A 12,513-nucleotide genomic window follows, 5' to 3' on the forward strand; every position below is an offset into this window, starting at 1 on the left:
TTAGTGGATCAGTCTATTTTCGTTTGTATTTGCGGGCGCCCAGAACAGCGTGTCTAACTGCGCCCGAAGATCGTTTGCAGATCGCGGAGCAAGTGTTTCAGGACCACCAAGAGAACCATTGCGCCGCTGAGCGGGATCGCAAATTTGATCGGATAAATCGGGATCGGAATGGATGTCGGGGTCTTCTGATTAAGCATCAGAGACAGCGATGCGGCTTCGTAACCCTTCCAGATCAATGCGACCAGAAACAGGATTGCAATCGGTGCCGTCAGGACATCCAAAATCGCCTTTGACCGCTTGCTGGCGTTTGCATAAAACAGGTCGAGTTTGACGAAACTGTCATGCTGCAACGCATAGACGCCGCCGGTGCAGGCCAACAACACCATCGCAGCTTGCAATGTGGTGCCGATCCACTGGGAGGGCGCGTTCAGTACATAGCGCATGAATACGTCCGACACGCCAAACGCCATGCAATACAAGATGAGAAACCAGCCGATGCGGCCCATGACTTCTGAGATTGCGCTTGTCAGCTTTTCCAGACCGCGCATCAGCATGCCAACCTCGTTGTGTTTTTCATGGATCTGGTTCTCCCTCAAAAAATCTGTGCGCTGAATTGATGTACCGGACCCTTCGCGTCGGGGTTCGGACGGACATCAGAGAAACGTCTGCTGAATCGCTGTTCACAGAGTCGACGCATATCCCACTCCTGCAAAACCATGCGAATGGTCTCCCTCCCTAGTCGCATCGAACGGCCCGGGTGATCCCTAATTTCGACATGGAACTTCCCGGATCGCTACAGCAAACGCGAAGGAGTTCGACTGAGAAAGATACAGTTGTTTGTAATAATGGGTACAGATTTCATCGCGCCAAGTGACTGTTCGATGCCGCGATTCAGTCCCGAGCGTTAAGATGTTACAAGTTCAACAATGGTAGCGCAGGTTGCTTAAGCACATCTCAGGTCGGTATAAGTACTTTAAAAACATAGCGTTGGCTGAAGCCTCTTTTTTGAGTTATCATCAACCCGCTTTTAGTAAGAGCGCTATTGCTTTCAGCATTGCCAGCACAGAATTTGGGAATTTGGCGTCGTTTCCACTTTGCATGGAGCACTTGAAAACATGGATACAGTTTGCAAATCGCGTCGCAGAATTTGCGACTAGAGCCTGACAGGACATGACACAACGGTTGAGCATCGACAAATCTCAGTCCAGCGGTTTGCGAGATCAGATCGTCTCGCAGATATCACGACTCATTTTTGAAGGTTTGATGCCGTCTGGACTAAAGCTTGCCTCATGTCGGGGGTTGGCGCGGGATCTCGATGTTTCGATCAATACGGTCGTCGCGGCTTATCGAAAGCTTGAAGAAGAGCAACTGATCGAGGCCCGGCCCCGCTCGGGTTTTTATGTTTGCTCTGACGTGGGGATTCGCACGGACGGTGATGCGATTGGGCGAACCAACACCAGACAGCGCACATCGATTGGCCAGAAACTGAACAAACTGCGCCGCACCGAAGAGATCGAAACCATCCAGCGCCCGAATGACTGGTACAAGTACGACTATCCGTTTGTGTGCAACCAAATCGATGATGGCGCATTCCCAGTTGCGGATTGGCGCGAATGCACTCGGTTGGCCATGAATCGAAAGCACCTGAAAATCTGGTCTGCGGACGGGCTGTACGAGGATTGCTTTGAACTTATCGAGCAGGTCCGGCAGCGCATCCTGCCCCGTCGCGGTATTTTTGAACCCAGCGATTCAATCCTGATCACATTGGGTTCGCAAAACGGGTTGTTTATCACCAGCCTGTTGTTCGGCGGGCGCGATAAAACAGCGGTCATGGAGGATCCGGGATATCCGGATGCACGCAAGATCCTTCAGGCAAATTTTGGGAATGTAAGGTTTCAACCCATTGATAACGAGGGTCTGATCGTCGATGAACGTCTGCGCGAGGCTGACCTGGTATTCGTAACCCCCAATCGCCAGCACCCAACCACCGTCACGATGTCCGAGCGTCGCCGCAAGGCCTTGCTGCAGGCCGCTGAAGAGTATGATTTTTACATCGTCGAAGACGATTACGAATGCGATGTGGATTACCGGCATTCTACTTTGCTGCCGCTGCGCAGTCTGGATGACACGGATCGACTGATCTATTTGGGCAGCCTTTCCAAAGGTCTTTCACCAGGTTTGCGCCTGGGGTATCTGGCGGCTGCGCCAGAATTTATTGACGCCGCGCGCGATTGCCGGGGCATGATGATGCGCCATCCGCCGATGATCCTTCAGCACACTGCTGCAGCGTTTATCAACTTGGGGTACTATGATGGCTTGTTGCGCAGGGTTCGCCAGAATTATGAGCTGCGCTGGCATCTGGCTGATACGACGATCCGTGAAAAGCTACCCCATTTCCTGAAAACGGGCGAATTTGGCGGAACGGTTTTTGTGCTTTCTGATCCCGAGGCCCGTTTGGATGCCATGACGATATGTCAAGCCGCCCTAAAACGCGGTGTTATTGTGGAGCCGATCGGGCCCTGTTTCTCAAATAAAACCGCAGGGAGATACCACTTTCGTCTTGGCGTCTCGTCAATCCAACCCGGTTCTATCCGAAAAGGGATTGAGCTGTTGTCCGAAGTGATTTCAGACCTACGCGCAACAAACTCGTAATGTACCAGGGCGGGAGGCAAACCAATAGTCCGCAAGCTTAAAAAGATTGATCGATGGTTCAATCTCCGACAGCTGAGTTTTCCCCCCACAGCATACGTGACACCAGGCTGGCTAGAAGGCTCAGGACGTACCAAGTCAGCAGAAAGCCGACGCATTCCAGGGCGAATGACCCCCATTTGTAGAATAGGTCAGCAATAACAAAGGCGATAAGTAGCCAGGGGGCTTCCTGCCGCAAGAATGACTTTACGCCTTGTGATTTAATCGCTCTGTGCATGATGTATATCCCTGAATTATAAATGGTTATAATGTTTTAGACGATAACGGGCGGATGGCGACGTGGTGCGTCATAGCGCTGCTGTGCGAACCAGGTCATGGTTGGTTCGATGTCAGTTTGGGTGTTCCCGCCCTGCAGCGTGTACCCGGCTGCCAGCCAGGTGAAGCCATCATCGGCAACCTCGGCACAGTTGGTGTAGTCGCCCCATTTTCCCAGACCCGGAGTGTCTGTGCCACGTCGAGCGAGGGCCAGCCGCCAAGTCAGATCGATATCGTCGTATGAGCCAACAACATGGCTCGGATGCAAATTCCCACCACCCGCAAAGACCGAAAGCCCTACATCACCAACCCGGTTTACAGCTGTTGAGGGGTAGGCGAACGCGATCTGACTGTTCCAGATATCTGGTTCGTCAATCAATGACATGGTTGCTTCGTCAATGCGGACGGTCCTGACGAAAGGGAGTGGCCTGTTGGTCTGACGATTAGCTGTCCACATAAAGCCCAGAACGCCGCGTCCCAGCCAACCAGCCATAATGCGTGGATCAGTGCGCGACATCCAGTCGCCACCGGTGGTCAGCGCGGAATAATTGCCTGCGGACCAAGGCGTGACATCGATGTCGAATTCATCTACGTCCGAGGCGTTCTCGGCCCATCTGAATACGCGGATCTGCGAGTTCGTGTTGTGGCTGGCAAAGTACATCGCGCCGCGTGCGCCTTGTACGCAGCGCAGAGAGAAGTTGTCTTCTGTTTCGAATATGTCGAATGATAGCGTTGCCGCGGTCGCCAGTTCGTCCAGTGAAATCCGCAGAATGACCGAGCGGGTAAACTGGTTAGCCCCGGCCGAGAACACATTGGTGCCTGCATACATATAGTTTTCGGACAACGAAACGTGGTTATAGTCGAACCACTCATTGTTCCACGCGGGATCAAGCCCGGCGGGGGTGAAATCCCAAATGTTCCATGTGTCGTTCCCCAAGGTGCGCCCTTGTTTGACCGCAACCCGCAGTGTGTTGGTGCCCCCCTGTTCGATATATTGAAGCAGCCAGATAAGCAGATCCCGGCTTGGGTCGTAAATCGTGGTCTGGTCGCAGCAAAACCCCCCGTCAACAGGTGGGAACAACGTGAAAGGGCTCATGTGAGACCAGCTTTGGCCGCCGTCCAGTGACCGACTTGCATACCAGTTGCCAGTGGCCAGAATCTGACCTCCATTGCTGGAAACTGTCGGCTCGCCCACCGTAGAGGTTTGGCCGTTAGTATCGAAATCCGTAAGGTTTATTGTGTTGAAAATCCTTGGCTGATGGGTCGAGGGCATAGCAGCCTCCGTAATCTATTCATGTCAAAAAAATGTGCTTAATTGATTAGTAATCCAGTTCCGTCGGATCAGCGTCATTGCCGGATTGATCCGAATTATCTTCTTCCAAAGCAGGCCCGCCCTTTTTGCGAGTTTTTGAGACGCGCTCATCGCGTTCGCTCAGCATTTGCGGGGTCATGAGGCCTGACACCCCGGCCCGTTCGCTCAGGGCGGAATGGGCCGATGGTTGTGGTCTCACCTCAAGTGTGCCCTTTCGGGTCGTTCGCTTTCCACGTGCTTGATTTGCCATTCAACTCTCCTATCCGTTCGTCAAGAAACGCATCCGAATTCGCAGGTCGTCGGATGGTGTTGAATGCACTATACATAGCAGATTTGCCCCGACTCTTCAATTGAGCCGGCTCGATGCGGGTCTCGCTCTGCTTGAATTCGCGCGCGTTAAAGCGGCACCATCCGAGATAAGCGCCCCGATAGCGGGAACAGGCAAGCCTGCAATGAATGATAGATATCCGGTTTGCCGTCAAAGATGGATGTCACGATGTCACCGGATTCATCCACCGCCGGGAACCAGCCGCCATGTTGGTGATCCACGAACGTTTCATTCGCAAAGGTCCAGAGTTTTCTGTACCAAATTTCATCCTCTTGCCTTTTATCCAGTGCGATCAGGGCTCCAACCGCACCAATGGCTTCAGCTACTGGCCACCAGAACCGCGACGCATTTGCGACCCGACCCCCAAAATCCAGCGTATATGCCATGCCGCCGCCGGGCAGCCATGCATCCTTGAGGGCCTGCTCAATCAATCGTCGCGATGACTCGGGCGCGCCCGAGTTTGGTCGGCCCGATAAATCCCAATGCTGCAGCTGAAGTCGCCCAAGCTCGAATGAATGGCCCGGGGTCGTGCCTGCGGGACGAAACATCGGGTCACCGGCATAGCCTCGGTCAATCTGCCAATCTGAATTGAAATGCTCGGGCAAGCGCCAGTTTTCAGCAGGTGCGATCCGGCCGATAAAGAAATCCAGAATACGACCGGCGCGGGTAAGATAGATTTCGTCGCCTGTCGCCTCAAAAGCTGCAAGCAGTGCCTCAACTCCGTGCATATTCGCGTTCATTCCGCGATATGTGGAAAACGGCGTCCAATCGCGGTTCCATTCGTCGCGGAACAACCCGGTCTCATCATCCCAGAAATGTGTATCAAGGATATCCCGGATTTCGGCCAGCAGTTTGTCAGCTTCCGAGTGCCCTATCTGTTTTGCGCTTGAGGCAGCGAGCAGAACAAAGACATGCCCGTAGGCAAGTTTGCGATCATCCTTGATGTTGTCGCCATCCAAAGCCCAAAGGTAACCGGCGTGATCCCTGTCTTTGTGGTGGCTGTTGAGGTAGGCCATACCGTGATCGATGATCCGCTCTGCGCCTTGAAATTCAATCAGATGCCCCAGAGCGTAAGAATGCACTAGGCGTGTAGTCGTGTGCAGTTCCTGCAATGTGTTTGGCAGCGGGCTGCCATCATGGTCGAGGATGAAAAATCCTGGCTCGGTCCGACAACTTGCGCTGAAAAACGCCAACTGTCGCATAGCCTGATCTTTCAACCACGTGCGGTGTTCAGATGTATCAAGCCAAAAGCCCGGTTCGGAATGCGGGCCGGGTGGCAGAGGCAAGGTGTTGTCCATATTCTTCATCTCGCTTGAGGGACCATTCGGAATCGAACGAAAAAGCGCTGCAAAGCGCCAGTCGCCAATGAACCAAACACCGCGCACGAAGGCAATCGGCAAACCCGCACCGGACTGTCAGGGGTTGCCGTTCAGCCGTCGCAGTTGGCGGAAAACTCTTGGTAACTGCTTCAGGTTAATAGGTTAATCCCGGCCAGAATTACCACGGCGATGAACAACGTCTCCACTATGATGAGGGCGATTGCGGCTGCACCGACCGACAGGATCTGTTTAAGGTTTGTCTTCATCCCAACAGCTGCGATCGCAACAAGCAACAACCATCGAGAGCATTGGCTTAGAAATTCTGAAATCGCTGGCGGGATCACTCCGAATGAGGATGCCGCAGCGAGAACCAGAAATCCTAACACGAATCCCGGCAACAGCGGTGGACGTTTCCCGTCTTCGTCCATTTCAGCAAAGCCACGAATAATCAGTGAAGCGACCAAAACCACCGGTGCCAGCATCGCAACGCGGAACAATTTGACCAGCGTCGCTGTATCTCCGGTTTGTTCCGAGATCGAAAATCCCGCGCCGACAACCTGAGCCACATCATGGATGGTGCCACCCAGAAACACACCGCCCGCAATATCGTTCATCCCTAATGAGCGTACGAGGATCGGATAGGCGATCATGGCGATGGTGGACAAAACGGTCACGCCCATGACCGTAAAAATCAGACGCTCTTCCGAGCGTTCGTCCTTGGGCAGGATTGCACTGATCGCCATTGCCGCCGATGCACCGCAAATTGCAACCGAACCGGCGGTCAGAAAGGCAAAGCGCCATTTGTGGCCAAAAAAACGAGCTACGGACAGGCCAAATCCTATGGTCAACAGCACTCCGACGATCACAAGGGCAATCAGGTCCCAGCCCAGATCCAGCATCAGGGTCATCGACACGCGCACACCCAGCAAGGCCACGCCAAGGCGCAGAAGTGTGCGTGCGGCGAATCCGATCCCCTCAACGGTTTTTCCTTCTTCGCCCAGAAAGCTGACCGCAATCCCCAAAAGAAGGGCAAGCAGCATGGCCGGGGTAGCATAATGCTCGGACAGGAACTTGGCGGCGACGGCAACGGTTACGGCGATCATGACGCCGGGAAAGAGCGTGCGAACACGCTCCTTGCTCCGCTCGGTGAGGGATAGGGCTGAAGGATCGGCGGACGCCATAACGGATGGTCCTTTGTTTGTAATGAATGGGTCGCGGGCCTGCGCGATAAAGCAGGCGGGCTGCCGAGTTTAGGGTTCGCGCGCCTGCAGGATGGTCACCGCGATGATCTGCGTCACATCTTCCGCGCTGCATCCGCGCGATAGATCATTGGCCGGTTTGGCGAGCCCCTGCAAAACCGGACCGATCGCCAGATAACCGCCCAGCCGTTGAGTCATCTTGTACCCGATATTTCCGGCATCCAGATTTGGGAAAATCTTGACGTTCGACTGACCCGCGACCGAGGACCCGGGGGATTTTCGCTCACCAATCGACGGCACGAAGGCGGCATCGAATTGCAGCTCGCCATCCACATTCAACTCTGGGTGTTTCGCCCGCAGTATTTCTGTCGCGTTGACGACCTTGTCCACCGCTGGGTGTTGGGCGCTGCCTTTTGTTGAGAAACTCAACATCGCGATCTTTGGCTCTTCCTGCAGCAATGCCCGCGCGGACACCGCTGAAGCGGCCGCAATGTTTGCCAGTTCTTCGGATGTCGGATCGATCACCAAGCCGCAATCTGAATAGAGCATGGCGCGAGCGCCCTCAGCGGCGGCCTCGGGTGGGTACATCAGAAAGAACGAGGATACCATACCAGCATCGGGCTTCATTCCAATAACCTGGATGGCAGTTCTGACCACATCGCCTGTGGTATGGACCGCCCCGCCCACGGTTCCTGTTGCGTGCCCCATTCGCACCAGCATCGCGGCATAGACCAGCGGCGATTCTGCGGCTTTGCGTGCCTTGGCTTCATCGACACCTTTGTGTTTGCGCAGAGAATGATACTCGGCCGCAAAAGCGTCAGTCAGTTCCGAATGCGCAGGATCATGGATGGCGATACCGTCCCCGGTTGAGCCACCCTCTGCCGCGAGCGCCGCTTTAACGTCGGCCTCAGGTCCGACGAGAATAATATCTGCCAGACCAGCCTTATGGGCGGCTAATCCTCCGGCAACAATGCGGGGATCGGTGCCTTCGCTCAGCGCTACAACTGGGCGGGTTTCCGAGGCACTGGCCGCCAACAGCTCGATCGGTGTTTTCGTCATGCGTCTCGGTTCCTGAACTGTTGTTAATCGGTGTCGGAACAGGTGCCTTGAGGTCAACGATGATCGTTTCGGCGCTGTTCCGATTTCGTTTCTTGATTGCTTGGTTCTGGTTCACCGTCAAGTTGTTGCCGATAGGTCCAGAATCGCCATCTGGCTATAGGCGGCGGCTACTCTGGACTTACTGTTCACTTGATCAGAACCTTGGCGGGTTTAGTCCGGCCTGAAACCAGTTGATGAAAGTAACAATAGAAAACACTGGCAAACCAGTCGCCTGCTGTATGTCCGCCGCGTAAGGGCACATGTTTGTACATTCCAGTACAATTGCACCAAGGTCGGGATTGCCCGCTTGCAGCGCAAGCGCTGCTTCGACATTGTCGTCGCGGGCTTTGTCCACATCCAGCGTCAATGCGTTTTCGAGAATAGCGGTTGTGAATTCGCTGCCGCTTTCGGTGGTGCCAATTGGAGTTCCGTCGGGGACCTGTGCCTTTCGCAGGTGCTCATCCGTAAGTGTTGAGGCGGAGATGGTTAGAATGCCGGCACGCTTTCCTGCAGGAAGGATACGGTTCACCATATCGACCTGCATCATCGACGACGTCGCGACCGGAACAGGAACCGCCTCGGCCAGTTCATCCTGAAACAGCGAAAGAAAGCCGCAATTGGTGGTGATCCCGTCTACCCCGTCTTTGACAAGTTCCCGTGCGGCATCGATGAACGCTCCAAGCATTCCTTCAGCACCTTGTCGGACCACCAGATCAGGCGAGGCGTTGCGCACGATGCGATAGAGCACGGGAAACGGCCATGTCCGAGCGTTGCCCATGTCACCGGGAATACGTGGAAACTGTGCGTCCAACATCAGGATGCCGACAGATGCGCCGTATATGGATTTTCCGCCCTGCGCGATCATGACTGCGCCTCCTGAATGATGCGGGTCGAGATATCGTCCGACCCTTCCATATAGATGCTTGATATCCCATGGCGCACCGCGTCCTGCACCTGATCCATCCGCTTGTTGATATGGGTGCCCAAAGCCTGTGCGGCCTCATCAGCGTCGCGGTTCATCAAGGCCTGCATGACACGCTTATGCTCATCTTTTGAGCGCTGGACCCGGTCCAGACTCATGGAAATCCATCGGATATAGCGAATGCGCTCATTAATCCGTATCAGGGTTTGCAGCAATTCCATGTTGCCAGACAGCCGGGCGATGCCCAGATGAAACGCTTCATCTCGCGTGACGGCCTCTTCAACGGTAAGCCCGGTGATATCGATACCCGTCGCATAAAGTTCGTCGTGAAGCGCCTGCAGTTGTTCTGTGGTGGCCTTGGTGCACGCTGCGCGGACGGCGGCGGTTTCGATGATTTGGCGCAGCTCGAACAGGTCAAAAATGCTTTGGGCATCCAATGGGCGGCAAAAGAAACCCTGTCCCGGGCGGAAGTCGAATAAACGTTCGGCAACCAGCCGGTTCAGTGCTTCGCGCAAAGGGGTGCGGCTGACGCCCAGCTCTTTCGACAGGGCGACCTCGTTCAAACGATCGCCGGGACGCAGGCGGAATGAAACCGCCATGGCCTTCACCTGATCGTAGATATCATCAACGCGTGGACCTGCCATTGGTACTGCCTTTTGGTCGTTGCCCCACAGGTGCCACAGGCCAGTCTTGAAATCAATATACAAAACTGTATACAGGTCTGTGTGCAGATTAGATTGAGGGAGTCGCCGACCATGACAGGAACGAATTACCTGACCGGAGCCGAGGCAATGGTCCGTATGCTTGAGGCGCATGGCGTGAAGCACATGTTCGGCCTATGTGGTGATACAACCTTGCCATTCTATGATGCGCTATCTCGGATGGATCACGGTATTCAGCACATTCTGACGCGGGATGAACGTCATGCGGCCTACATGGCGGATGGTTATGCAAGGGTGTCAGGTAAGCCGGGTGTCTGCGAAGGCCCGTCTGGAGGCGGGGCGACATACATCCTACCTGGGGTGGTCGAAGCCAACGAAAGCTCGGTTCCTATTCTTGCGATCACCTCGGATGTGGCGACAACCAGCCGGGGAAAGTACCCGCTGACCGAATTGGACCAACCCGCGCTGTTCAAGCCGCTGGCCAAGTGGAATGCGTCGCTGGATGATGCCACGCGATTGCCGGCCATGGTTCGTGCGGCATTCCGTGCAATGACCACCGGTACACCTGGGGCCACACATCTTGCCTTGCCCTTCGATACTCAGAAAGCGCCGGTGGACGAGGCAGAGATCTGGGCGGATGCAAGACATCGCAGCTATCCGGCGGAACGTGCAGGTCCCGACATGGATGCGGTCGAGGCGGCAGCAGAGATACTTTCAAAGTCTAAATCCGCCGTAGCCGTTTGTGGCGGTGGACCCGTTCTATCAGGGGCAAGCGACGCACTGCGCCGGGTTGCGGGACTGTTGGATATGCCTGTCGCCACGACCGTGTCGGGGCAGGGCTCGATTGCCGAGACAGACTCGCTCGCGCTTGGTGTTGTCGGATCGAATGGCGGGGTGCCTGCCACCCGCGCTGTGGTAGATGCGGCGGATGTCGTTCTGTTCATCGGATGTCGCGCAGGATCCGTCACGACCGAGCGCTGGAGAAGCCCTGCGCGCGATGCCACCATCATTCATATCGACAGTGACCCGATGGTGATCGGAGCCAACTATCCGACCGAAGTCGCTATTTGTGCCGACGCGCGTCTCGCGCTGGAAGCCTTGGCGGACGCATTGGCGGCACGCCAAGACCTGCCCAGCCTGGGTGGCACGGCCAAATCAAGCGCAGCATGGGCGGCCAAGATGGCCGCGTTTGCCCCGCTTGCGGTCAGCCGCGAAACGCCGATCCGGCCCGAGGCTGTCATGGCCTCGTTGATGGATATCCTTGATGACGATGCGATTGTTGTCGCTGATCCCGGCACGCCTTGTCCCTATTTCAGCGCGCATTACCGCTGGCGGACACCGGGGCGGCATTTCATCACCAACCGGGCGCATGGGGCGCTGGGATATTCCTTGGGTGCCGCAATGGGTGCACATGTTGGACGGCCTTCGGTCAAGACCTTGTCGGTGATGGGTGACGGCTCATTCGGCTTTGCCTGTGGTGAGTTCGAAACCATGGTGCGGCATAACATGCCGATCACCTCGATAGTATTCTCGAACTCGGTCTTTGGCTGGATCAAGGCCGGACAGGACGCAGGGTTTGGGCAGAGATACTACAATGTTGATTTCAACCGCACCGACCACGCCGCTGTTGCAAGCGCCTTTGGTGTTAAATCATGGACTGTCAAAGATCCCGAAGACCTGTCCAAAGTTCTGAAACAGGCTATCGAGCATGATGGCCCGACATTGGTCGACATTTACTCACAACCGCTTCACGAGGCCGCTGCACCGGTTTCGGAATGGGTGGCATAAGAGGCGATCGAAGGGGTTAGCTGAGCCAGAAAATCCTGTGCAATCGTTGATAGGGGTCGCCCTTTCGCGGTGATAATGGCCAGATCAAGCATCACAGCCGGTCGGAAGGGGCGGGTTTGATACCCGCTCTCGTCGTCAAAGGTGACAGTGAAAGGATCGATCATCGCGACCCCCATACCCTGCTTGACGAAACTCAGCAGGTTTTCTGACAGATGGGTGTGAATCTGGGTCCGCCAGTTGCGCCCCGCTGATTGGAAGATGTCCCGAGTTCGTCGGTGGGTTTGATGCTCTGGCCCCATCACGATGAATGGTTCGTTTTCAAGAATTTCAGGTGTGAGTACATCATAATCTGCCAAAGGGCTGGTTTCCGGAAAGGTCGCCAGCGTTTCGAACTCAAAGACCTGATAGTTCAGTGTGTCATGCAGAATGGGCATCTCGACAATGCCGATCTCAAACAGGCCAGAGATTACCCATTCTTGAATCTTCGAGGAATACTGCGACTGAAAGCTTACCGACAGGTTCGGGCGGCTTTCTGCGAAGCGAGCGATCTCACGCGGCATGAAGCCGAAGGATAGCAGATGTGGTGCGGCGATCTGCAATTGACCCGGATGCTTGTTCTGCAGATCCGTGACCGCCTGCGCTACGTGATCCAGCCCCCGAACAACCGTATCAACCTCGCGGTATAGAAGTTCAGCTTCTGGCGTAGGCAGCAACCGGCCTTTGTTGCGTTCAAACAGCGGCAAACGCGCTTCGCGCTCTAGCTGTGCCAACAGATTGCTGATCCCGGGCTGTGAAATCCCAAGCACCGAGGCCGCACCAGTGACAGTGCCGGTTTCCATGATGGCGTGAAAAGCCTGTAGCTGACGAAATCGCAGGGACATCGCTATAGTATCATTTTTCCTGATGACCTCTAGATAACAT

General features: G+C 55.2%; 12 protein-coding genes. 2 read left to right on the forward strand and 10 right to left on the reverse strand.

What is annotated here, in order from left to right:
* Nucleotides 1-53: 53 nt before the first annotated feature.
* Nucleotides 54-554, reverse strand: a complete 501-nt coding sequence (locus AC2TEM_RS05085; protein ID WP_170393772.1) for a TRAP transporter small permease subunit — start codon at nucleotides 552-554, stop codon at nucleotides 54-56.
* A gap of 616 nt (nucleotides 555-1,170) precedes the next feature.
* On the opposite strand from AC2TEM_RS05085, the gene AC2TEM_RS05090 reads away from it, so the two are divergent.
* Complete coding sequence (locus AC2TEM_RS05090; protein WP_170422519.1) at nucleotides 1,171-2,652, forward strand: aminotransferase-like domain-containing protein; 1,482 nt, start codon at nucleotides 1,171-1,173, stop codon at nucleotides 2,650-2,652.
* Nucleotides 2,653-2,710: 58 nt separating this feature from the next.
* Here the strand turns inward: AC2TEM_RS05090 and AC2TEM_RS05095 are convergent, their stop codons facing one another.
* The 8 genes from AC2TEM_RS05095 to AC2TEM_RS05130 form a co-directional block, all read right to left on the reverse strand.
* Complete coding sequence (locus AC2TEM_RS05095; RefSeq protein ID WP_170422521.1) at nucleotides 2,711-2,926, reverse strand: hypothetical protein; 216 nt, start codon at nucleotides 2,924-2,926, stop codon at nucleotides 2,711-2,713.
* Between the two features lie 36 nt (nucleotides 2,927-2,962).
* Nucleotides 2,963-4,237 carry a hypothetical protein gene (locus tag AC2TEM_RS05100; protein ID WP_170422523.1) on the reverse strand — a complete coding sequence of 425 codons (1,275 nt, stop codon included), beginning with the start codon at nucleotides 4,235-4,237 and terminating at the stop codon, nucleotides 2,963-2,965.
* Between the two features lie 46 nt (nucleotides 4,238-4,283).
* Nucleotides 4,284-4,526 carry a hypothetical protein gene (locus AC2TEM_RS05105; RefSeq protein WP_170422525.1) on the reverse strand — a complete coding sequence of 81 codons (243 nt, stop codon included), beginning with the start codon at nucleotides 4,524-4,526 and terminating at the stop codon, nucleotides 4,284-4,286.
* A gap of 146 nt (nucleotides 4,527-4,672) precedes the next feature.
* Nucleotides 4,673-5,902 carry an AGE family epimerase/isomerase gene (locus AC2TEM_RS05110; RefSeq protein WP_170423215.1) on the reverse strand — a complete coding sequence of 410 codons (1,230 nt, stop codon included), beginning with the start codon at nucleotides 5,900-5,902 and terminating at the stop codon, nucleotides 4,673-4,675.
* 170 nt (nucleotides 5,903-6,072) lie between these two features.
* Nucleotides 6,073-7,104 (reverse strand): YeiH family protein, encoded by a 1,032-nt coding sequence (locus tag AC2TEM_RS05115; RefSeq protein WP_480856020.1) that lies wholly within the window; start codon nucleotides 7,102-7,104, stop codon nucleotides 6,073-6,075.
* A gap of 69 nt (nucleotides 7,105-7,173) precedes the next feature.
* A complete protein-coding gene (gene pta / locus AC2TEM_RS05120) occupies nucleotides 7,174-8,181 on the reverse strand; it encodes a phosphate acetyltransferase (protein WP_170422529.1) in 1,008 nt (335 codons plus the stop codon).
* 193 nt (nucleotides 8,182-8,374) lie between these two features.
* A complete protein-coding gene (locus AC2TEM_RS05125; protein ID WP_170422531.1) occupies nucleotides 8,375-9,085 on the reverse strand; it encodes an aspartate/glutamate racemase family protein in 711 nt (236 codons plus the stop codon).
* The gene (locus AC2TEM_RS05130; protein WP_170422533.1) at nucleotides 9,082-9,786 is read right to left on the reverse strand and encodes a GntR family transcriptional regulator; all 705 of its coding nucleotides are present in this window, start codon (nucleotides 9,784-9,786) and stop codon (nucleotides 9,082-9,084) included. Before AC2TEM_RS05130 ends, AC2TEM_RS05125 begins: the two co-directional genes overlap by 4 nt.
* A 111-nt stretch (nucleotides 9,787-9,897) precedes the next feature.
* Between AC2TEM_RS05130 and AC2TEM_RS05135 the strand changes: the two genes are divergently transcribed.
* Complete coding sequence (locus tag AC2TEM_RS05135) at nucleotides 9,898-11,592, forward strand: thiamine pyrophosphate-binding protein (RefSeq protein WP_480856021.1); 1,695 nt, start codon at nucleotides 9,898-9,900, stop codon at nucleotides 11,590-11,592.
* On the opposite strand, the gene AC2TEM_RS05140 is transcribed toward AC2TEM_RS05135, so the two are convergent.
* Nucleotides 11,553-12,473 (reverse strand): LysR family transcriptional regulator, encoded by a 921-nt coding sequence (locus AC2TEM_RS05140; RefSeq protein ID WP_170406952.1) that lies wholly within the window; start codon nucleotides 12,471-12,473, stop codon nucleotides 11,553-11,555. The two genes, AC2TEM_RS05135 and AC2TEM_RS05140, sit on opposite strands and share 40 nt — an antisense overlap.
* Nucleotides 12,474-12,513 lie beyond the last annotated feature (40 nt).

Source organism: Ruegeria sp. HKCCD3925 (assembly GCF_057221175.1).

Excerpts from the sequence above, each read along its gene's own strand:
- AC2TEM_RS05085 (WP_170393772.1), bottom strand. The coding sequence starts at position 554 with ATGCTGATGCGCGGTCTGGAAAAGCTGACAAGCGCAATCTCAGAAGTC.
- AC2TEM_RS05090 (WP_170422519.1), top strand. The coding sequence starts at position 1,171 with ATGACACAACGGTTGAGCATCGACAAATCTCAGTCCAGCGGTTTGCGA.
- AC2TEM_RS05095 (WP_170422521.1), bottom strand. The coding sequence starts at position 2,926 with ATGCACAGAGCGATTAAATCACAAGGCGTAAAGTCATTCTTGCGGCAG.
- AC2TEM_RS05100 (WP_170422523.1), bottom strand. The coding sequence starts at position 4,237 with ATGCCCTCGACCCATCAGCCAAGGATTTTCAACACAATAAACCTTACG.
- AC2TEM_RS05105 (WP_170422525.1), bottom strand. The coding sequence starts at position 4,526 with ATGGCAAATCAAGCACGTGGAAAGCGAACGACCCGAAAGGGCACACTT.
- AC2TEM_RS05110 (WP_170423215.1), bottom strand. The coding sequence starts at position 5,902 with ATGGACAACACCTTGCCTCTGCCACCCGGCCCGCATTCCGAACCGGGC.
- AC2TEM_RS05115 (WP_480856020.1), bottom strand. The coding sequence starts at position 7,104 with ATGGCGTCCGCCGATCCTTCAGCCCTATCCCTCACCGAGCGGAGCAAG.
- pta (WP_170422529.1), bottom strand. The coding sequence starts at position 8,181 with ATGACGAAAACACCGATCGAGCTGTTGGCGGCCAGTGCCTCGGAAACC.
- AC2TEM_RS05125 (WP_170422531.1), bottom strand. The coding sequence starts at position 9,085 with ATGATCGCGCAGGGCGGAAAATCCATATACGGCGCATCTGTCGGCATC.
- AC2TEM_RS05130 (WP_170422533.1), bottom strand. The coding sequence starts at position 9,786 with ATGGCAGGTCCACGCGTTGATGATATCTACGATCAGGTGAAGGCCATG.
- AC2TEM_RS05135 (WP_480856021.1), top strand. The coding sequence starts at position 9,898 with ATGACAGGAACGAATTACCTGACCGGAGCCGAGGCAATGGTCCGTATG.
- AC2TEM_RS05140 (WP_170406952.1), bottom strand. The coding sequence starts at position 12,473 with ATGTCCCTGCGATTTCGTCAGCTACAGGCTTTTCACGCCATCATGGAA.